The organism is Streptomyces sp. NPDC091289 (assembly GCF_044757365.1).
Lineage (GTDB): Bacteria > Actinomycetota > Actinomycetes > Streptomycetales > Streptomycetaceae > Streptomyces.
Map to the genome: position 1 here is coordinate 20324 of NZ_JBIVUT010000035.1, position 17200 is coordinate 37523.

General features: G+C 71.0%; 31 protein-coding genes and 1 pseudogene. 27 read left to right on the plus strand and 5 right to left on the minus strand.

The window, feature by feature from the left end; all coding sequences use genetic code 11:
• Nucleotides 1–8: 8 nt before the first annotated feature.
• A complete protein-coding gene (locus ACIQPT_RS34615) occupies nt 9–773 on the plus strand; it encodes an SDR family NAD(P)-dependent oxidoreductase (RefSeq protein WP_401161906.1) in 765 nt (254 codons plus the stop codon).
• Here ACIQPT_RS34615 and ACIQPT_RS34620 read toward each other — a convergent pair.
• The 5 genes from ACIQPT_RS34620 to ACIQPT_RS34640 form a co-directional block, all read right to left on the minus strand.
• On the minus strand, nt 721–990 hold the full coding sequence (locus tag ACIQPT_RS34620) for a hypothetical protein (RefSeq protein ID WP_401161907.1): 270 nt from the start codon (nt 988–990) through the stop codon (nt 721–723). The genes ACIQPT_RS34615 and ACIQPT_RS34620 overlap by 53 nt on opposite strands.
• A 169-nt stretch (nt 991–1159) precedes the next feature.
• Nucleotides 1160–1336 (minus strand): CsbD family protein, encoded by a 177-nt coding sequence (locus ACIQPT_RS34625; RefSeq protein WP_401162023.1) that lies wholly within the window; start codon nt 1334–1336, stop codon nt 1160–1162.
• A 175-nt stretch (nt 1337–1511) separates the two neighbouring features.
• Nucleotides 1512–2696 (minus strand): tyrosine-type recombinase/integrase, encoded by a 1185-nt coding sequence (locus tag ACIQPT_RS34630; protein WP_401161909.1) that lies wholly within the window; start codon nt 2694–2696, stop codon nt 1512–1514.
• A 58-nt stretch (nt 2697–2754) separates the two neighbouring features.
• Nucleotides 2755–2958, minus strand: a complete 204-nt coding sequence (locus ACIQPT_RS34635; protein ID WP_401161910.1) for a hypothetical protein — start codon at nt 2956–2958, stop codon at nt 2755–2757.
• 73 nt (nt 2959–3031) lie between these two features.
• Entirely contained in the window at nt 3032–3499 is a 468-nt protein-coding gene (locus ACIQPT_RS34640; RefSeq protein WP_401161912.1) for a helix-turn-helix domain-containing protein, read from the minus strand.
• A 219-nt stretch (nt 3500–3718) separates the two neighbouring features.
• On the opposite strand from ACIQPT_RS34640, the gene ACIQPT_RS34645 reads away from it, so the two are divergent.
• The 26 genes and pseudogenes from ACIQPT_RS34645 (at nt 3719) to ACIQPT_RS34770 (ending at nt 17036) form a co-directional block, all read left to right on the plus strand.
• Nucleotides 3719–4003: a helix-turn-helix domain-containing protein gene (locus ACIQPT_RS34645; protein ID WP_401161914.1), complete on the plus strand. Its 285-nt coding sequence runs from the start codon at nt 3719–3721 to the stop codon at nt 4001–4003.
• The gene (locus ACIQPT_RS34650; RefSeq protein WP_318196869.1) at nt 3960–4148 is read left to right on the plus strand and encodes a helix-turn-helix domain-containing protein; all 189 of its coding nucleotides are present in this window, start codon (nt 3960–3962) and stop codon (nt 4146–4148) included. Before ACIQPT_RS34645 ends, ACIQPT_RS34650 begins: the two co-directional genes overlap by 44 nt.
• Nucleotides 4149–4233: 85 nt before the next feature.
• Entirely contained in the window at nt 4234–4566 is a 333-nt protein-coding gene (locus tag ACIQPT_RS34655) for a hypothetical protein (protein ID WP_401161916.1), read from the plus strand.
• Nucleotides 4563–5009, plus strand: a complete 447-nt coding sequence (locus ACIQPT_RS34660) for a hypothetical protein (protein WP_401161918.1) — start codon at nt 4563–4565, stop codon at nt 5007–5009. Before ACIQPT_RS34655 ends, ACIQPT_RS34660 begins: the two co-directional genes overlap by 4 nt.
• Complete coding sequence (locus tag ACIQPT_RS34665) at nt 5006–5254, plus strand: hypothetical protein (protein ID WP_401161919.1); 249 nt, start codon at nt 5006–5008, stop codon at nt 5252–5254. Before ACIQPT_RS34660 ends, ACIQPT_RS34665 begins: the two co-directional genes overlap by 4 nt.
• Entirely contained in the window at nt 5247–5474 is a 228-nt protein-coding gene (locus ACIQPT_RS34670; RefSeq protein ID WP_401161921.1) for a hypothetical protein, read from the plus strand. Before ACIQPT_RS34665 ends, ACIQPT_RS34670 begins: the two co-directional genes overlap by 8 nt.
• A complete protein-coding gene (locus tag ACIQPT_RS34675; RefSeq protein WP_401161922.1) occupies nt 5467–5670 on the plus strand; it encodes a hypothetical protein in 204 nt (67 codons plus the stop codon). Before ACIQPT_RS34670 ends, ACIQPT_RS34675 begins: the two co-directional genes overlap by 8 nt.
• Nucleotides 5667–5891, plus strand: a complete 225-nt coding sequence (locus tag ACIQPT_RS34680) for a hypothetical protein (protein WP_401161923.1) — start codon at nt 5667–5669, stop codon at nt 5889–5891. The genes ACIQPT_RS34675 and ACIQPT_RS34680 overlap by 4 nt, the downstream gene beginning before the upstream one ends.
• Nucleotides 5888–6070 (plus strand): hypothetical protein, encoded by a 183-nt coding sequence (locus ACIQPT_RS34685; protein ID WP_401161925.1) that lies wholly within the window; start codon nt 5888–5890, stop codon nt 6068–6070. The genes ACIQPT_RS34680 and ACIQPT_RS34685 overlap by 4 nt, the downstream gene beginning before the upstream one ends.
• Nucleotides 6067–6948 carry a PD-(D/E)XK nuclease-like domain-containing protein gene (locus ACIQPT_RS34690; RefSeq protein ID WP_401161927.1) on the plus strand — a complete coding sequence of 294 codons (882 nt, stop codon included), beginning with the start codon at nt 6067–6069 and terminating at the stop codon, nt 6946–6948. The genes ACIQPT_RS34685 and ACIQPT_RS34690 overlap by 4 nt, the downstream gene beginning before the upstream one ends.
• Nucleotides 6945–7763: a hypothetical protein gene (locus ACIQPT_RS34695; protein ID WP_401161929.1), complete on the plus strand. Its 819-nt coding sequence runs from the start codon at nt 6945–6947 to the stop codon at nt 7761–7763. The genes ACIQPT_RS34690 and ACIQPT_RS34695 overlap by 4 nt, the downstream gene beginning before the upstream one ends.
• The gene (locus tag ACIQPT_RS34700) at nt 7763–8146 is read left to right on the plus strand and encodes a hypothetical protein (protein ID WP_401161930.1); all 384 of its coding nucleotides are present in this window, start codon (nt 7763–7765) and stop codon (nt 8144–8146) included. Before ACIQPT_RS34695 ends, ACIQPT_RS34700 begins: the two co-directional genes overlap by 1 nt.
• Nucleotides 8143–8577: a hypothetical protein gene (locus ACIQPT_RS34705; protein WP_401161932.1), complete on the plus strand. Its 435-nt coding sequence runs from the start codon at nt 8143–8145 to the stop codon at nt 8575–8577. Before ACIQPT_RS34700 ends, ACIQPT_RS34705 begins: the two co-directional genes overlap by 4 nt.
• A pseudogene (locus ACIQPT_RS34710) lies at nt 8577–8855 on the plus strand (WhiB family transcriptional regulator); the annotation flags it as partial. The gene ACIQPT_RS34705 and the pseudogene ACIQPT_RS34710, both read left to right, overlap by 1 nt.
• Before the next feature lie 343 nt (nt 8856–9198).
• Nucleotides 9199–10137, plus strand: coding sequence for a hypothetical protein (locus tag ACIQPT_RS34715; RefSeq protein WP_401161933.1), 939 nt, complete (start codon nt 9199–9201; stop codon nt 10135–10137).
• Nucleotides 10134–10784, plus strand: a complete 651-nt coding sequence (locus tag ACIQPT_RS34720; protein WP_401161935.1) for a hypothetical protein — start codon at nt 10134–10136, stop codon at nt 10782–10784. Before ACIQPT_RS34715 ends, ACIQPT_RS34720 begins: the two co-directional genes overlap by 4 nt.
• An 86-nt stretch (nt 10785–10870) precedes the next feature.
• Entirely contained in the window at nt 10871–11521 is a 651-nt protein-coding gene (locus ACIQPT_RS34725; protein ID WP_401162025.1) for a DNA cytosine methyltransferase, read from the plus strand.
• A gap of 71 nt (nt 11522–11592) precedes the next feature.
• Nucleotides 11593–12663: a hypothetical protein gene (locus ACIQPT_RS34730; protein ID WP_401161936.1), complete on the plus strand. Its 1071-nt coding sequence runs from the start codon at nt 11593–11595 to the stop codon at nt 12661–12663.
• A complete protein-coding gene (locus tag ACIQPT_RS34735; protein WP_401161938.1) occupies nt 12660–13271 on the plus strand; it encodes a hypothetical protein in 612 nt (203 codons plus the stop codon). Before ACIQPT_RS34730 ends, ACIQPT_RS34735 begins: the two co-directional genes overlap by 4 nt.
• 61 nt (nt 13272–13332) lie before the next feature.
• A complete protein-coding gene (locus tag ACIQPT_RS34740) occupies nt 13333–13551 on the plus strand; it encodes a hypothetical protein (RefSeq protein WP_401161939.1) in 219 nt (72 codons plus the stop codon).
• Between the two features lie 44 nt (nt 13552–13595).
• Nucleotides 13596–14228: a hypothetical protein gene (locus ACIQPT_RS34745; protein WP_401161941.1), complete on the plus strand. Its 633-nt coding sequence runs from the start codon at nt 13596–13598 to the stop codon at nt 14226–14228.
• A 142-nt stretch (nt 14229–14370) separates the two neighbouring features.
• Nucleotides 14371–14760: a hypothetical protein gene (locus tag ACIQPT_RS34750; protein ID WP_401161942.1), complete on the plus strand. Its 390-nt coding sequence runs from the start codon at nt 14371–14373 to the stop codon at nt 14758–14760.
• Nucleotides 14761–14929: 169 nt separating this feature from the next.
• Nucleotides 14930–15694, plus strand: a complete 765-nt coding sequence (locus ACIQPT_RS34755) for a hypothetical protein (protein WP_401161944.1) — start codon at nt 14930–14932, stop codon at nt 15692–15694.
• Between the two features lie 16 nt (nt 15695–15710).
• The gene (locus ACIQPT_RS34760) at nt 15711–15860 is read left to right on the plus strand and encodes a hypothetical protein (protein ID WP_401161946.1); all 150 of its coding nucleotides are present in this window, start codon (nt 15711–15713) and stop codon (nt 15858–15860) included.
• 7 nt (nt 15861–15867) lie between these two features.
• A complete protein-coding gene (locus ACIQPT_RS34765) occupies nt 15868–16407 on the plus strand; it encodes a hypothetical protein (protein WP_401161948.1) in 540 nt (179 codons plus the stop codon).
• Nucleotides 16404–17036: a hypothetical protein gene (locus ACIQPT_RS34770; protein ID WP_401161950.1), complete on the plus strand. Its 633-nt coding sequence runs from the start codon at nt 16404–16406 to the stop codon at nt 17034–17036. Before ACIQPT_RS34765 ends, ACIQPT_RS34770 begins: the two co-directional genes overlap by 4 nt.
• Nucleotides 17037–17200 lie beyond the last annotated feature (164 nt).

Consider the following 17200-nt stretch of genomic DNA (forward strand, 5'->3'; position numbering starts at 1 on the left):
GTCCCGTCATGTCCCTCTCCGCGTACGACCTCACGGGCCGCGCCGCGTTCATCACCGGTGCGGCGAGCGGTATCGGGCGGGCGAGCGCCCTGCTGCTCGCGGAGGCCGGAGCCACGGTGCACTGCGCGGACCGTGACGAGACGGGGCTGCGCCGCACGTACGACCTGATCACCGACGCGGGCGGCAGCGCCCGGACCCACCGCCTCGATGTCACCGACCGCGACCAGGTCCGGGCCGCCGTCGGCGCGGCCGGGCATCTCGACATCCTGGTCGCCGTGGCCGGGGTCATGCACACGAGCAGCGTGCTGGAGACGGCGGACGAGGATCTGGACCGGGTGCTGGCGGTCAATTTCAAGGGGGTGCTGTACGCCTGCCAGGAAGTGGCCCGCTCCATGACGGCCCGCTCCGCGCCCGGCTCCCTGATCACGATGGCGTCCGGTGCCGTGGACTCCGCGAGCGCGGGTCTGCTCTGCTACAGCGTCGCGAAGGCCGCCGTGGTGCAGCTCACCAAGACGCTCGCCACGGAGCTGGGGCCTCACGCCATACGGGTGAACGCCGTCGCGCCCGGCTGGATCCGTACGCCGATGACCGACCGGCACGATGCCGCCGGTCAGCACCGGGCGGAGGCGACGATGGCCCGGATCTCCCCGCTGGGCCGGGTCGGCGAACCGGAGGACGTCGCCCATACCGTGCTGCACCTGGCCTCGGACGCCTCGGCCTTCATGACCGGTCAGATCCTCCGGCCGAACGGCGGCGTCGCCATGCCCTGGTAGGCCACCACCCAGCCGAAGACCCCACCGGACTCACCGGACTCACCGGACCCACCGGCACGATCGACGCGACGTGCACCGGCAGCAGGCTCAGCCCCCAGCCGCCCGCCGCCACCGCGCCCTCCACCAGCCCCGCCTGTTCCGGATGCAGCACCAGCCGGAGCACCGCCCACCACCACAACCCGCCGAGGACCAGCGCCGGCACCCAACGCCGTTCCATCGCTGCCTCCCGCGGCCGACGTCCTTTCCGGCAGTTTCCCCCGGCAGCGGCGGCGGTGCATCCAGAACGTCCGGCCGAGGAGCCACCCACACAGGAGTGCCCCCGCCGATTCGGCGGGGGCACTTCGACTCACTCGAACCCTGGGGCAGGCGCCGAGAAGGCCGCAGGACTACCGGTCGTCGTCACCACCGAGAGAGTCCTTGACTCCCTTCACCTTGTCACCGGCCTCGTCCACCGCGTCCTTGGCCCGGCCCTTGGCCTGATCGGTCTTGCCCTCGGCCTCCTTGCGGTGGTCGCCGGTCAGCTTGCCGACCGCTTCCTTGCCCTTGCCCTTGAGCTTGTCCATGGCGCTGTCACCACTCACGATGTCGCTCCCTTTCACTCGGATCACGCAGATCGCACGGATCATGCGGGTCATGCGTGGGTCATGCGGGTCACTCGGGTTGCTCAGATCACTCGGACGCCCTTCGGGCGCCGGTCAAGCGCTTTCCGCCTGGAACATCCACGCGTGATGTCGCGGACTACGCCCTGAGCTGGGCGACTACCCCAGATCCAGACCGGGATTCCGGAATCCTTCCGCCCGTCCCAGAGGATTCCGTTCCGCCAGTCTCACCCGGCTCGGCCCACGCCGCATCCAGAACATCGCGCGTCCGCTCCTCCGCCTCCGCAAACAGGTGCGCGTACGTGCGGAGCGTGGTCATGACGTCCTTGTGCCCGAGCCGCTTCTGCACAACCTTCGGGTTCTCCCCGCCCGCGATGAGCACCGAGGCGTAGTGGTGGCGCAGCTCGTGCCAGTGCCGCGGGCCCAGCCCTGCCTTCTTGCAGATCGCCTTCAGGGCGAAGGCGATCGTCGACTCCCCGATCAGCCCGGCGGCCGGCATGGTGAAGATGAGCCCGGCCCCGGGCCCGGCGGTGGGTACCGGGTGCCGCTCGATGTACGCGGCGAGCACGTCGACAACCCGCTTGTTCAGGGGGAGGGTGCGGAGCCCGGCGCCCGTCTTGAGCTCGTCGAAGTACATCCCCTTCCCCTTTTCGTGCACGAGCTGTTGGTCGACGAGCATCGTGCGCCGCAGGAAGTCGACGCGCGCGAGGCGCAGGCCGCGGATCTCCCCGGAGCGGAGGCCGGTGAGGGCGGTGACCTCCAGCATGGTGCGCCACCGGTCGATGTTGGCGGCGGCGATGAGCTGCTTCACTTCGGTGACGTCGGGCGGCTGGACTGCGGTCTCGTCCAGGGCGGGAGCCGAGATCTGCTCAAACGGGCTGACGGGGATCACACGGTCGATGACGGCCAGGCGGAACACTCCGCGAACGTAGCGAGCGACCCGGTTCGGGTAGGTGCCGCTGAGTTCGTATTTGCTGATGAGGAGCTTCTGCCAGGCGCCGGCCTCGGATGGCTTGATGGATCGAATCTCCCGGTGCCCCCACTCGGGGAAACAGTAGCGCCGCAGCGCACCCAGGTACTCGGTCTCCGACCGGCCGATGATGGACTGGGCAGGCAGCCACGTGTCGAGGGCAAACCGTTCAACGGTGACGCGCCCGGCCTTCGGGTCCAGCCAGCTCCCGGTCTGCTTGGCCGCCTCCTGCTTGTTGATCTCCCGCTCGGCCTCGACCTTGGTGGCCCACAAGCTGGTGACCTCGCGTCCGTTCGGGGCGTCGTACCGGGCCTGCCACCGCTTGCCCTTCCCGTGAGCGGCCGAGGGCACCATGCCCTTGTGCTGCCCGCACTCTTCCTCGTCCGGGCCGGGCCGGGTCTTGTGCCAGCGGTCAGCGACGTACCCCATGGATGGCTCCCAGTGTGCGGCCGGCGTCCATGCCCGCACCGACCAGGGCGATGGCTGCCTCTGTGCAGATGCGGGGGTCGGTGCGGGCCAGAGTGTTGATGACGGCGGTGGGCCGCCCGTCGATGCGGCAGGTGAGCGCGGCCACGTGCGGGCCCAGGGCTACAGAGATCACGATCGGCTCAGGCATGAGGGTCCCCGTTCTCGTCCGGAGCGGCAGGCTCCGGGGACCAGTGAGAATATGCCGTGTGACCACTTGGTGACTATGGGTTCGTACTTTTTGTTGAAGGTTGCACGCCATTCGTCTCGGCAATCAGGCCTTGGCGACGGAAGGCGTCCAGGATCAGCCGCGTTGCCTCACGGATTTCTGCCGGGGTGGCGTTCTCCGTCGCTCGGACCATGGCGCTGGTAACGATCCCCTCCGCGACCTCCTCGTCCACCTGCCGCTGTACCGAGACGTCCCGCCACTCATCGGCGGGCGCGCCCACGGTCGGCTCGCCGCCGGCGAGTACCTCCTCGATGGCCCCCGCCTTCCATCCGAGCGCCGTGGCGATGGGGCCCAGCGTGATGGGCATGCGGGCTTTCGGGACGGTGCCAGCTTCTGCTGATTGGACGCTGGCGAGGCTGACGCCTGCGAGGTCGGCGACGTCGCCCTGCTTGAGGCCGCGGGCGAGGCGGGCTTGCTTGAGCAGGTGGCCGAGCCGGGCCCATGCGTGTGGGTCGCGGTTCATGGGGGTGGCCTTCCGTTTGTAGTCGACACCTATCGGCGGGCACCGATAGGCACCGTTGGGCACCAGATTAGAGGTAGGCGGCCCTTAGTGCCACGGCGCATCCAGCCACCTTGGGGTCGCACAGAGCGAACCTTCACGCGCCCTGCACACGTCAGGGCTCGTCAACTGTCCCTGCGTTTCAGCTTGCGTCGTTGGGCTTCGTTACGTATCGTTCTCGGTGTGCAGCCAGACGGAACAGAAATCCGGAGGCAGCGCGAACACCGCGGCTACGGCCTGCGTAAATTCGCCGCCGCCGCCGGAATCAGCCACACGCACCTGTCCCGCATCGAGCGAGGACTTAAGGGCGCGCAGCCCGAGGTCATGGCCCGCATCGCGAACATCATCGGATGCCGGATCAGCGACATCGAACGAGACCGAACGGAGCCCAACGATGAGCGTGACGAACACCGCCTCGCGCTTCATGACCACGAAGGAACTCGCCGCCGAACTGCGGATGACGCCTAACGCTGTCCGGATCATGCGGCACCGCGGGCAGGGCCCGGCCGGTGTGCGGCTCGGACAGGGCGTCTTGTACGACCGCGCGGTGGTGGAGGCGTGGATGGCCGCGAGGTTCGCGGCGGACCCGCTGGCGCAGCGCGCCGCCGCCTGACCCACCACATGAAGACGGGGCCGGCCCGGACGGCTATCCGGACGACCCCTCGGCACCCTCACCAACCAGAGAAATCGAGGACACCGTGAAGCACAACCTTACCTTGCAGGCGCAGGGCTCCCCTGTCCTGCTGCTGGCCTACCTCCATCGGGAGAACAGCTACCTGCCGGCCGCCGAGTTCCACCTGTCGCCGATCTACGCGGAGCGGCTGGAGATCTCGCTGCACGACGATCTGCCCGGGTTCGAGGTGTGGCGTGTGGCGTTGGGGCTGGAGGTGCCGATGCCGCGGAACCGGGACGAGACGTCGTGGGTGGTGGTCGACGGTGTTGTGGACGACGTGCGGGTTCGGCTGACGGGGTTCGCGTCGGCTGACGAGGTCACAGCGTACGACCTGGCCGAGTCGGCGGTGTCGGCGTGAACGCCCGTCGGGTGAACGCGGCGGCCGGGGTGGTTCTGGCGGCGCAGAAGCAGCGGCAGACGGCGGCGGGTATCGCGGCGGCGTTGGAGGCGGCGGGGCTGCTCCAGTCCCCGGAGTCGGCGTCCTCCCCGTGGGAGCGAGCGGTGGCCGGGCTCAACGCCCTGGTCGACGCGGACGTGATCTTCCACGTCGAGCCGGACGGGCACATCAGCGCCCCGTTCAGTGACGAGCACATCGAGTGGGACCTGAAGGCGAAGCGCTGGGTCCTCACCCACGACGACGAGGACGACGAGCTGCCCCCGGTCAGCTGCCGTGACCTGCGTCCAGGTGCCGAGGCGGCCCGCCGGATGCTCCGCGACCGCACCGTTGCCGAGGACCCGCACGACTCCCCGCTGCACCAGTCGTACGCGCTGGGCCGGGACCTCCCCGAGGTGACGTCGTGAGGACCACGGCCGAGGCCCGCCTGATGGTGCTCCGTGCGCTGGTCCGCGATCACGTCGGGGACATCACGACCCGCATGGTCCAGCACCTGTACGTCGCCAAGTTCGGCCCCGGTGACTGGCGTGGCAAGGCCCGCCAGGATCTCGCGCAGCTCGTCGGCGAGGGGCTGCTGATCTGCGACGACTCCGACCCGGGCCGCCGGGTCCACCGCTTCAACCACGCGAAGGGCGGCCACGTTCATGGGTGACTTCTACGAGCCCGGCCACACCTACTCCGAGACCAACCCGGCATACGACTGGGCGTTCCGCTGCGACACGGTCACCGCCCACCCCGAGGACGGCGAGCGCACCGCGCTGGGCTGGCGTCGCTTCAAGGGCGTGTGGGAGCCGTACGCGTACGGCGAGGACGACTGGGACCTGCACGCGCTCGTCGGTATCAACCACCCGCAGGAGGCTCCCCGTGGCTGACACGTTCGGCGGTCCCCACCGCCGCCCCCGCGCCGACGGTGTCGGCCACTCCCAGCGCGAGTTGGGCGAGCGGGCCAGCTTCGACCAAGCCCCCCGTGCCGGGGTGTCCTGCCTCCTCATCGCTCTCCCGATCAGCCTCGCCCTGTGGGCCGGGCTCATCGCCGGAGCGAACGCCCTGTACGGGGTGATCGCGTGAGTACCGAGACGGTCACCCGGCGGGAGTGGCTGGCCGCGTACCTGGCCGCGCACCCCGGGACGTACACGACGCAGACCGCCGCCATGGCGCTCAGCGACAGCCCGTTCGCCGCGCACCGCAACACCGCCCGCAAGGACATGCGGGCCCTCACCGCCGCCGGGATCGTCACCGCCCACGACACCGGCGGGCGCCGCACCTACCGCACCGGAGCCACCACATGAGCGCCGACCTCGAAGACCAGATCGACACCCTGAGCGAGCAGAACGACGAGCTCGCGAACCAGGTCGCCCAGCTCACCGACGAGCGCAACGAGCTGACGCGGGAGGTCGAGCGGCTCACCGAGAAGCTCGACACCGCCCGCGACGAGATCGAGGAGACGCTGCGGGGGCTGAACCGATGACCGACACCGCGCTGGCCGGGGCTTCGGCCCCGGCCGCCGGGATCGCTCCCGGCCTGTACCCCGACCTCCCGATCGACACGTACCACGGCGACCGCACGTCGCTCTCCTCGTCCGGCGCCCGGTCGCTTCTCTCTCCGTCGTGCCCGGCCCGGTTCCGGTACGAGCAGGACCACCCCCGCCCCCGCAAGGCCGTATGGGACTTCGGGACCGCCGCCCACCGCGTCGTCCTCGGAGACGGCCCCGACCTCGTCGCCATCGAGGCGAACGACTGGCGCACCAAGGCCGCCCGCGAGGAACGCATCGAGGTGGAAGCCGCCGGTGGTGTCGCGCTCCTCGCCGCCGAGTACGACCAGGTCCACGCCATGGCCGACGCGATCCGCCGACACCCCGTCGCCAGCGCCCTGTTCGCGCCGGGCTCGGGCCGGCCGGAGGTGTCGGTGTTCTGGGACGACGAGCGATCCGACGTTCGCCGCCGGGCCCGGTTCGACTGGCTGCCCGACCCGCGTACCGGGCGGCTGATCATCCCCGACTACAAGACGTGCCGGTCCGCCGAGCCGGGCGCACTGGCCAAGGCCGTGCACGAGTACGGCTACCACCAGCAGGCCGACTGGTACCGGTCCGCCGCACTCGCCGCCCAGCTCGGCGGTGAGGACACGGCGTTCGTCTTCGTCTGCCAGGAGAAGACCGCCCCGTACCTGATCACCGTGTTCGAGCCGGACATGCCCGCGTACCGCATCGCGGCGGCGAAGAACCGCCGCGCCATCACCACCTTCGCCGAGTGCACGGAGACCGGCTACTGGCCTGGCTACTCCGACGCCATCGAGTACCTGTCCCTGCCCCCGTACGCCGAGCGTCGGGACGAAGAGGAGTACCTGTGAGCTACCAGGAGATCGAGCGCATGACCCCCGCCACGGCACCGTCGCGGGTCGGGCAGGGCACCGCCGTGGAGCAGTCCCGCGCGGTCGCCGAGGTTCAGGCCGCGGTCCTCGTGGCCCGGCAGTTCCCCCGGAACGAGGCGGTGTGCATCGCGAAGATGCAGACGGCGTGCGCCCAGCAGGAGCTGGCGCAGCGGGCGTTCTTCCGGTTCCCGCGCGGCACGTCGAACGTGTCGGGCGAGACGATCCAGCTCGCGAAGGAGCTGGCCCGCTGCTGGGGCAACATCCAGTTCGGGGTTGCCGAGCTGCGCCGTGACGAGGAGTACGGCGAGTCGGAGATGCAGGCGTGGGCCTGGGACATGGAGTCCAACGAGCGCTCGTCGACGACGTTCATCGTGCCGCACGCCCGTTGGGCGAAGGGCAAGGCCGAGAAGCTCGCGGACTTCCGGGACGTGTACGAGAACAACGCCAACAACGGTGCCCGCCGCCTCCGGGAAATGATCTTCACGGTGCTGCCCGTCTGGTACATCGAGCAGGCCAAGACCGCCTGCGCCAATACCCTCGCCAACGGAGCCGGGGACGTCCCCCGCCCGCAGCGCATCGCCCAGGCGATCGGCTCGTTCGAGGGCATCGGCATCACCGCCGACCAGATCGAGACCAAGCTCGGCCGCAAGTCGGACAAGTGGACCGACGTCGACCTCGGCCAGTTGCAGGTCATCTTCCAGTCGATCCAGCGCGGCGAGGTCACCAAGGACGAGGAGTTCCCCGCCCCGCGCGTGACCACCGACGAGATCACCGGCGCGAAGGCGGGTGCGTGATGCCCGTCTCCCGCAGGAAGTACAACGCCCTCGCCGCCGACTACGAGCGGGTGTTGGAGCAGCGCGACGAAGCCCGTCGTGCCGCCCGCGCCGCTGGGTCCGTCAGCCGTACGGCGGCCGGCCAGTTCACCACGGCCGACGAGACCCTGACCCGCGTCCGTCTCGCCCGCATCCGGGACGCCGTGGTGTACCGGCAGCGGATCACCCGCCTGGTCCGCGCGGTCGTGACCCTCCGGGCGGCGTACGCCGCCGCCGAGCGCCGGGCCCGCCAGGTGCAGGCCGCGTACGACCACGCCGTCGGCCTCGACAACCCGTCGCTGGCACACGGCGCGAGCTGGCAGACCCGCCGCAGCGACAAGCCCCGCACGGAGGTGTCCTCGTGAAGATCCGCACCGACATCGCCGACATGCTCCGCAACGGCGCCACGCAGCAGGACATCATGCGCACCCTCCACGTCGGCTACAAGACCGTCACCGCCCACCGGATCGCGCTCCGCCTGCCCACCCCCAAGCGCGGCGGCCACATCCTCCGCCCCATCGAGACCGAGTTCTACGCCCGCACCGAGCCCATCGACGGCGGACACCTCCGCTGGGCCGGACACCACGCCAACGGGGTACCGCGGCTCGGCCGGCAGGGCAAGCACCCGTCCGCGTACCAGGTGGCGTTCCAGATGCACCACGGGCGCAAGCCGATCGGCCACGCCAAGCCCGGCTGCGGCTATCCGCAGTGTGTCGCTCCGGCGCACCTGGAAGACCGGCCGATGCGCGAGCAGCTCCAGTCCCAGATGAACAGCATCTTCGGAGGTGCCCTGTGATCCCCACGTTTCACGCGACGGTCAGCCACACCGCCCCCGACACCGGCGATCGCTCGGCCGACTGGCGCGACGGTGCTCTCTGCCGCAGCCACCCCGACCCGGAACTGTGGTTCCCGAAGGGCACCGACGCCGTGTCCATGGCCGACGAGCGGGAGGCCAAGCGGATCTGCCGCCGCTGCCCCGTCATGGCCACCTGCCTCCAGTGGGCCACCGAAACCCGGCAGGACTCCGGCGTCTGGGGCGGACTGTCCGAGCAGGAGCGGGCCAGCATCCGCCGCCTCGGCCGCCTCCCGAAGAAGCGCACCCCCATCCAGGCCTTCCCGTCGATCACCGACGCGTACCAGTCGCTCACGGAGAAGGACGGCGCCCACGTCCTGTGGCACGGCGGCTCCGAAGTGCGGATCGGATCGAACCGGCTCACGCCGAACCAGGTCGCCTGGCGAGCCACCCGCAAGGGCGCGCCGGTGGGCCGGATCTACAAGGGCTGCGAGGTCGGCAGGTGTGTCCGCCACCTCGTCGACCAGGCCACGCGAGACGCACACGCCGCCGCCTGACCCCTCGGCCCGGGGCCGCCGCGCCCCGGGCCACCACCCGCACCACCGCAACCGAGAGAAGCCGCACATGCCCTGGGTCAAGCTCGACGACCGGTTCCCGACGCACCGCAAGGTCGCGCTCCTGTCCGACCGGGCATTCCGGCTGTACGTCTCCGGCCTCTGCTGGTCCTCCGAGAACCTCACCGAGGGCCGCATCCTCACCCGCGAACTCCCCTTCATCGCCCGCGTCCGCGGTCTGAAGGCGGTCGCGAAGGAGCTCGAGGACGCAGGCCTGTGGGACCCGGCCGATGGCGGCGGCTGGATGATCCACGACTACCTCGAATACAACCCCGACCGGGCCAAGGTCCAGGCCGAGCGGAAGAGCAACGCCGAGCGGCAGAAGGCGTGGCGCGAGCGGAAGAGGGAGGAGCGGGAGGCTGCCCGTAACGCCGTTACGGGTGGGGCTTCTTCGCAGGGAAACAGCACGACGGCGACACGAACGCAGCACGACGGCGACACGACGGCGCTTCGAAACGGTGCCGAGAATCGATCGTCATCGCAGGTCAACGCATTTCGTAACGGCGTTAGTAACGGCACCCCGTCCCCTGCCCCCTCCCCTACTCCTTCTCCTACGGAGAAGGAGCTAGCAAGCAGGACGCACGCGAGCGGGATCCCCGACCAGGCCCGACCCCTCGTCGACCACCTCACCGCCGCCGGCGTCATCGTCCGCTGGCCCTTCCGCGGCAACGAGTGGTTCCCCCTCCTCGCCCTCATCGCCGACCGCGGCATCCCCGCGATGGTCGACCACGCCACCAAGGTCGCCGCCCGCACCTCAGTGGAGTCCGCGAAGTACTTCCTCAACGGCTGGGCCGAACTCCCGCCCATGCCCGAACCCGGCAACCGGCCCGCGCTCCGCACCGTCGGCACCCCCACCGCACCGGCCACACCGCAGGCAGCCCGACGCCAGGCCAGCCGCGACGTCCTCGACCAGCTCACCGAACAGCTCCGCGCTGGAGGCCAGCAGTGACCCCCGACCAGATCCCCCAGCTCCTCAAGCAGGTGTCGTACGCCGACCCCCGCGTCCTCCCCGAGGACCCGAAGGAAGTCGCCGGCCTCGCCGCGCTCTGGGCCACCGTCCTCGCCGACGTGCCCGTCCAGTTCGCCATGCAGGCCGTCGGCATCCACTACGCCCGCAGCCCGTACCCGATCAAGCCGTCCGACATCAGCACCCGGTGGCAGGCCGTGGTCCGCGACCGCATGCAGCGGGACGTCGACCCCGCCCCGCCCGTCGACCCCGACAACGAAGCTGCCTACCGCGAGCAGCTCGCCGCACACCGTCGCGCCGTTGCCACCGGCCAGCAGCCCCCTGTCGAGCACAAGGCGCTCACCTCCGGGCCCGCCGCGGCTGAGGCCGAGCGCCGCCTGAAGGCGTTCGGCCGGTACATCCCCCCGTCCGTCGATGACGTCCTCGCCGCGTACCGGCCCCGGCGTGCCGCCCGCATCGCCACCATCCGCGAAGGCCGCCCCGACGCCCTCGCAGTCGCCTGCCCCGTCGAAACCTGCCGGGCCGCGGTCGCCATGCCGTGCACCCGACCCGGCAAGGGGCAGACCCGGCACCGACTTGCCGGCCCGCACCCGTCCCGTGTCGACGCTGCTGCCGTGAGCGCCGTGTGACGGCCGCCCTGACCCGGGCCCGCGCCCTCCTCGACCAACCCCCACCGCAGCCCGTCCCCGGGCAACTCGACCTCCGGAGCAACGACGTGACCGCCCTCCCGCCCCGCGTTCCCAACGGGCTCACCGTCCTCGACGCCTGCTGCGGTGCTGGTGGCCTGTCCATGGGCTACTACCTCGCCGGATACGACGTCACCGGGGTGGACATCAACCCGATGCCGAACTACCCCTTCACCTTCCACCAGGCCGACGCCGTCCAGTACGTCACCGAGCACGGTGCCGACTTCGACCTAATCCACGGGTCTTGGCCTTGCCAGTACTTCGCCCGCGTCACCGCCTGGCGCGGCAACCGCGACGACCACGAGAACCTCATCCCCGCCGGCCGCGAAGCAATGCAGTCCACCGGCCGCCCCTGGGTCATCGAGAACGTCCCCGAGGCCTCGTGGTGCGGTGCCCTCCGACCCGACTACCTGCTGTGCGGATCCCAGTTTGGCCTCAACGTCCGCCGCCACCGCGCCTTCGAGACCTCGTGGGGCGGCGGCGGGGACCTCCTCCCCCCGTGCTGGCACCACAAGGGGCTGCTGCCGTTCGAGCACAAGGGCGAGCGGGCCTACGCGGACGCCATGGGCTGCACCTGGATGAACAAGACGGAGGCCCGCCAGGCGGTACCGCCCGCGTACACGGAGTGGATCGGCCGGCAGTACCTCGACCACCACCACACCGCGGCCACCGCCGCGTGACCACGTAGTGCGCCCGCCGGGTCGTAGCCGGCGGGCGCCCCACCACCGTACCGACCACCGAGGAGCCCTTGATGCCCATCACCCCTGACCGCCCCGCCGACCAGCTGCGCGCCGCCGCCGAGAAGCTGCGGGAGGAGGCCACCCGCGCGCACCGTGCCTCACCGAGCCCGTGGGCGGTGACCGACGAGCACGTTGTTCGCTGCGCCGACGGCATGATCGTTGCGGACCGGAGCGGCACGGACCACCCGGCCGAGCGCGCCGACCTGCCGTACATCGCCCTGATGCACCCCGGGGTCGGCCTCGCCCTGGCCGACTGGCTGGACCGTGCGGCTGTGGAGCACGACGCCACGGTGCACGGCGCGGCCGGGGTTTGGTCTGAGCCTGGCGAGGAGCGCGAGCGGGACGCCTGGGTAGAGCGGCAGACGAACCGGCACGCCCTGGCGGTGGCCCGGCAGCTCCTCGGCGCCAGCGTGTGCCCCGAGTGCGGGACCAGCGGGGCGTGCAACGGCGGCCCGTGCCCGCTGACCGCCGCCGACGAGGAGCTGGAGCCGGTCCAGCTGCGGTGGGGCCTCGACGACGTCATGTACGGCGACGACGACACCACCACCGTCCTGCTGTCCGGGCCCGGCCGTGAGCCGTACTGGGTGGAGCTGGACCCGGAGCGCACAGCGGCGCTCCGGGACGCGCTCGCGGGGACCGCCGTCCTGCCCGCGCCTGCCGACCGGGCCGCGATCCTCACCGAGGCCGCCGACATCGCCGAGTCCCTCCGCGAGTTCACCCCCGCCTACGGCCCCCGGAAGGACGCCCAGGTCTCCGAGAACGTCGGCATTCTCCGCGTCGCCGACCACCTCCGCCGCCTGGCCACCAAGAGCACGCCCGCCCACGAGCACGTGCCGGTGACCGCCCTCGACGGCGACGACCGCCCGGCATACGACGAGGCGGGGCGCACCTGGACGCACTGCGGGATCTGCGGGCAGAAGCTCGACGCCTCCGGGGTACGGCAGCCTGCGCCGCGCATCCGCTGCGCGCACACCGACGTGCTGTACGGACAGTGCGTCAGGTACCTCGACGACCACGACGGCGACTGCCAGCACGAGCACCAGCCCACCACCCCTGCCGTACCCGAGGAGCCCACCCCGTGAGCGCCGCCGCCTTGGCCCCGCACGCCGTGCTCCTCGCCGCCCTGGTGGCCGTCACCGTCCTCGTCCTCCGGGAGGGCCACCGCACCCGCCACCACCCCACACACGGGCGTACACGGCCACACCACCGCCACACCGGCACCGCCCACGACGACACAGCCGCCATCACGCGGCACGACAAGGAGCGCCCCATGTACCCCACCCTCTTCACCAACCCCGGCGTGAAGCAGTTCGCCGAGGAGGTCGACGCCGAACGCACCCGCCAGCTCGCCAAGTTCGGCGAACAGCACCACCCCGACATCGAGCCCCGCGACATCCCCGCCGTCACCCACCCCTACTACGCCCAGCGCGCCGACATCTGGAAGCAGGTCAACTCCGAACGCGCCACGCCGAGCAACAGCGGCCGGTGCCTCGCGCACTGCGCTGACAAGGACGGCGAACTCCACACCCACACCGCGTGGGACGGGGTCCTGCTGGAGGAGGTCTACGAAGCGCTCGCCGAGCCTGACCCGGCCAAGCTCCGCACCGAGCTGGTCCAGATCGCCGCCGTCTGCGCCGCCTGGGTCCACGACCTCGACAGCCGCACCGCGCCGACCACCCCCGCCGTCTGACGCCCCTGCCCCTGTGGCCGCCCCACCCGGCGGCCACCCCGAACCCGGAAGGACCCACGACATGGCCACCGAGCTAGACCACCTCGTCGACCGGGCCACCCGCAACGTCCTTCTCCCCGCCGAGGCCGACCGGCTCCGGGAGCTCGTCGGCCACCTCGTCGCCGCCCAGTGCACCGACCAGCTCGCCGTCTGCAACACCCACCACCAACCCCCGGTGGCCGGCTGCCCGTACCCCCGCTGCCAGGCCGCACGCGCCACCCAGCGCGCAGCCACCGCCTGACCACCACCCGCACCCGCCCCACCCCGCACGAGGAGCCCGCCGCGATGGACACCACCTGCACCCACTGCCACACCCCCGACCCCACCGGCAGCACCCTCTGCATCCCCTGCACCACCCGACTCACCGACCAACTCCACCAGCTGCCCCGGATGTACGCCGAGCTCGCCGGGCACCTCACCCCCGGATCGGCCAGCGGGCAGGGCCGCGCCGGGAAGGGCGGGCCCGCTCCGCTCCCGCTCCGCGTCGACGTCCTCGACCTCCGCAGCGAGTTCGAGACCGTGTGCGGCTGGCTGGGAGCCGTACACGACGACCGGCACCTCCCAGCCCCCCAACTCGCCGGAGACACGCTCACGCGCCTCCACACCGCCGTCGCCGGGCTCCTCGCCCACATGCCGTGGATCGCCGTATCCTGGCCCGCCGCCGGAGACCTCGCCCAGGAGGTCAACGACCTCCACCGCGCGGCCGCGTCCGTCGTCGACCCCGACCCCCGACCCCGCGGCCGGCGCATCGGCCACTGCCCCGCCGCCCACCCCGACAGCACCATCTGCGGAGCCGTGCTCACCCTCCAGCCCGGCGAGACAGTCGTGAGCTGCCCGTGGTGCACGGCGTCGTACCCACCCGCACTGTGGGCCGGGCTCAAGCAGCTCATCGACGCAGACGAACGCGTTGCCGCATGAGCGAGCAGCACAGGATCCGGGCAACACCCGGGTGGCCGCCCATCGCGATCCCCGGAATCCCCGGCTGGTACCGCCACCACATCAACGGCCAGCAGGTTGACCTACCGACCAGCACGCCACCAGACAGCAAGGACGGACCCCAGTGACCATGCGGCTCACACCACAGAACGCCACGATCACCACAGCTACCGTGGCCGTGAAGACCCTCACGATCGGAAGCAAGCAGGTCACCCTCGCGGTCTACCGGCAGCTGCAAGAGCAGCGGATGGCTTCCACGGCTGTTCCGTGGGGGCGGATCAACCACTGCCCCAACAACGCTTGCAGGCAGCCTGCGCGAGACCGCGGCTTCGGCTTGTGGCCCGACCACTGCCACGTGGTGTGGCAGCAGGGCGACGAACTGAGGCGGGCCACCGTTTGGCGGAACGCCATCTCAGCCGACTACGCGCGAGACAGGCCGAGCACGGGGCAGGTTGCGGACCCCGAAGGTTGGCAACGGGTCATGGCCCTTCCGCAGCTCTTTATCGCCGCCTGACTCACCCCTGGCTCGGCTGAGCTACCCCACTAGCTCAGCCCTCACAAACCGTGACGAAGCATCAACTACCGTGCTATAGTCCCGCGTTAGAACACAAAAAAGCGGCCCCCGCCCAGTGCTACCAACACCGGACGAGAGCCTCACCACCGAGAGACCTGGAGATCTCGCCGTGGCTATCCGTGATCGTATCTCGCACCTCACGCGCCGTGACAACCCCGGTGCCGTCCTTGCTCAGCCCCTTGCTCGCACCCCCTGGTGGGTCCGCGCCTTCACCGCCGCCGGCCGACCCATCGTCGCCGTCGTCGTCCTCATCATGTGCGCACCCGGCGAACACCACCTCGCCGTCCTCGCCGGATGGGACGACCGCCTCGCATGGGGCATGGCCGGAGTCCTCGCCGCCTACGCCGGGATCGCCGCCGCCGTCGCCAGCGCCCGCCCCGCCGGCGCCCCCGGGCAGAAGTCCGCCGTCGCCGGAGCGATCCTCTCGCTCGGTGCCGCCATGGCCGCCCAGCCCGTCAGCCACATGTTCGTCACCGGGCATCTCAGCAGCGAGCCCCGCACCCCCCTGTGGCTCGTCGTCGCCGTCTCATGCGTCCCGCCGCTCGTCCTCGGCCACCTGCTCCACCTCGCCGCCACCCCCATCAAGGCCGCGACCCCCGTTCCGGCCGAGCAGGCCCCCGAGCAGCCCGCCACCGAGCCCGAGCAGGACGAGAAGGACGCTGAGCCCGCCGAGTCGGAGCCCGAGCCGACCGAGCAGCACGACGAGACGGCTGAGCCGCCCCGCTTCCTCACCACCGGCGAAGTCGCCGACCGCTTCCACGTCAGCCCCAGCACCGTCGGCACCTGGAAGCAGCGCGGCAAGATCCGCCCCGCCCTCGTAGACCCCTCGCTGGGCAACCTCTACGACCCCGAGACACTCCCCGCCGCAGGCTGAGACCCCCACCCGTCTCATGGCCCTCTTCGGCCTGCTCTGCGCGCTCGCAGCTGTCTCAGCGCTGCTCGGTCTGGCCTACGTGGCCGCCGACGCCGTCCCACCCGTCACCGGGACCGTCGCCCTCGTACTCACCATCGCCGCCCTCGGGCTGGCCATCCTCCACTGAGGACCCCATGAACCTCGCACCAGCCGGCGTCAGCCTCGGCGGCGCCGTTATCGGCAGCATCATCCTCATCCTCGTCCTCCAACGCTGGTGGCTGAAAGGCTCCAAGGGAAAGGGCAAGGGTGATGACGGCGGCGGTGGCCGCTCCCTGAAGGCCTTGATCCCGTTCGCCCTCGGCACCCTCTACGGCATGCTGATCATCCTGTGCGCTGGAGGCATCGTCGCCGCCATCGCGGGCTTCGCACTCTGGGGCGCCAACGGGCTCGGCGACATGGCTCTCATCTGGGGCGTCGGTGGTGAAGCACCCATGGTGTCCCGCGCCCGACAGATCGCCCTCACCAACGGCGGCTACGCCATCGTCCTCATCGCCACCGCCCTTATCGGCGGCGCCTGGCGCTGGTCGAAGAAGTTCCCCCGTCTACAGGTCGCCCTCGGCGTGCTCTGCGGAATCTGCCTCGGCCTCAACGGCGGCGTCGCCGGAATGATGGCCCTGCCCCTCGCCAACACCGTGAACATCGCCGGTGGCTGGTGGACGGGAACGATCCTGTGAGCGCCCTGGACCGGCACTGCCGGCGCACCGTCACCGGGTCCAACCACCTGCTCCGCACCTACGGCCAGTGGCTCACCCCGGGGGAGTGGCGGCAGACCGCCGCCCGCGTAGCCGGGTCCGCCTGCACCGGCCTGTTCGTCAGCTCCATGGCCTACGGCTCCCCAGGCCTCCTGTGGCCGCTCACCGGGTGGTGGGCGGTCGCCGGGTGGCGTGCTGGACGACAAGCCGAAGCGGGAGACGAGTCCGACGACGACACGGTGGAGATGACCGCCGACGACATCACCGCCCTCATCCGGGCCCTCGTCGGCGACGCGAAGGGCGTCCTCCTCACCGCGGTCCGCGACCACCTCGAACAGCTCGCGCCAGCCGGGTGGACCACCAAGGACGTACGGGAGCTCCTCAACGACTGCGAGATCCCCATCCGCCCCGGCGTCCGCACCCCGGCGGGCAACGGGCCGGGCATCCACCGCGACGACCTGCCCCCGCTCCCCGCCACTCCCCCGACCCCTTCCGATGTTGTTGCCGCAGGTCAGGCCGCCAACACCAACACCAACAACGTCCGCGTGGAGTCCCACGCGGGAGGGGCTCACATCACCGTCACCCCCGCCCGACAGGAGGCCACCCGATGATCTGGACCCTGCTCCGCAACACGTACTGCGCCAAGTGCGGCTGGTGGACCACCGGCTGCGGCCACTGACTGTCACACCCCCGCAGTAGCCTGAGCCCATCAGCACCACCCATCCGGATCGCGAGCTGGCTGCCGCGCTACGGGACCGAGGCCCCGGCCGTCATG

Coding starts and splice junctions, on each gene's coding strand:
- ACIQPT_RS34745 (WP_401161941.1), top strand. CDS start 13,596: ATGGACACCACCTGCACCCACTGCCACACCCCCGACCCCACCGGCAGC.
- ACIQPT_RS34620 (WP_401161907.1), bottom strand. CDS start 990: ATGGAACGGCGTTGGGTGCCGGCGCTGGTCCTCGGCGGGTTGTGGTGG.
- ACIQPT_RS34730 (WP_401161936.1), top strand. CDS start 11,593: ATGCCCATCACCCCTGACCGCCCCGCCGACCAGCTGCGCGCCGCCGCC.
- ACIQPT_RS34760 (WP_401161946.1), top strand. CDS start 15,711: ATGGCCCTCTTCGGCCTGCTCTGCGCGCTCGCAGCTGTCTCAGCGCTG.
- ACIQPT_RS34685 (WP_401161925.1), top strand. CDS start 5,888: ATGAGCGCCGACCTCGAAGACCAGATCGACACCCTGAGCGAGCAGAAC.
- ACIQPT_RS34715 (WP_401161933.1), top strand. CDS start 9,199: ATGCCCTGGGTCAAGCTCGACGACCGGTTCCCGACGCACCGCAAGGTC.
- ACIQPT_RS34765 (WP_401161948.1), top strand. CDS start 15,868: ATGAACCTCGCACCAGCCGGCGTCAGCCTCGGCGGCGCCGTTATCGGC.
- ACIQPT_RS34640 (WP_401161912.1), bottom strand. CDS start 3,499: ATGAACCGCGACCCACACGCATGGGCCCGGCTCGGCCACCTGCTCAAG.
- ACIQPT_RS34650 (WP_318196869.1), top strand. CDS start 3,960: ATGACCACGAAGGAACTCGCCGCCGAACTGCGGATGACGCCTAACGCT.
- ACIQPT_RS34635 (WP_401161910.1), bottom strand. CDS start 2,958: ATGCCTGAGCCGATCGTGATCTCTGTAGCCCTGGGCCCGCACGTGGCC.
- ACIQPT_RS34690 (WP_401161927.1), top strand. CDS start 6,067: ATGACCGACACCGCGCTGGCCGGGGCTTCGGCCCCGGCCGCCGGGATC.
- ACIQPT_RS34740 (WP_401161939.1), top strand. CDS start 13,333: ATGGCCACCGAGCTAGACCACCTCGTCGACCGGGCCACCCGCAACGTC.
- ACIQPT_RS34630 (WP_401161909.1), bottom strand. CDS start 2,696: ATGGTGCCCTCGGCCGCTCACGGGAAGGGCAAGCGGTGGCAGGCCCGG.
- ACIQPT_RS34700 (WP_401161930.1), top strand. CDS start 7,763: ATGCCCGTCTCCCGCAGGAAGTACAACGCCCTCGCCGCCGACTACGAG.
- ACIQPT_RS34670 (WP_401161921.1), top strand. CDS start 5,247: ATGGGTGACTTCTACGAGCCCGGCCACACCTACTCCGAGACCAACCCG.
- ACIQPT_RS34615 (WP_401161906.1), top strand. CDS start 9: ATGTCCCTCTCCGCGTACGACCTCACGGGCCGCGCCGCGTTCATCACC.
- ACIQPT_RS34625 (WP_401162023.1), bottom strand. CDS start 1,336: ATGGACAAGCTCAAGGGCAAGGGCAAGGAAGCGGTCGGCAAGCTGACC.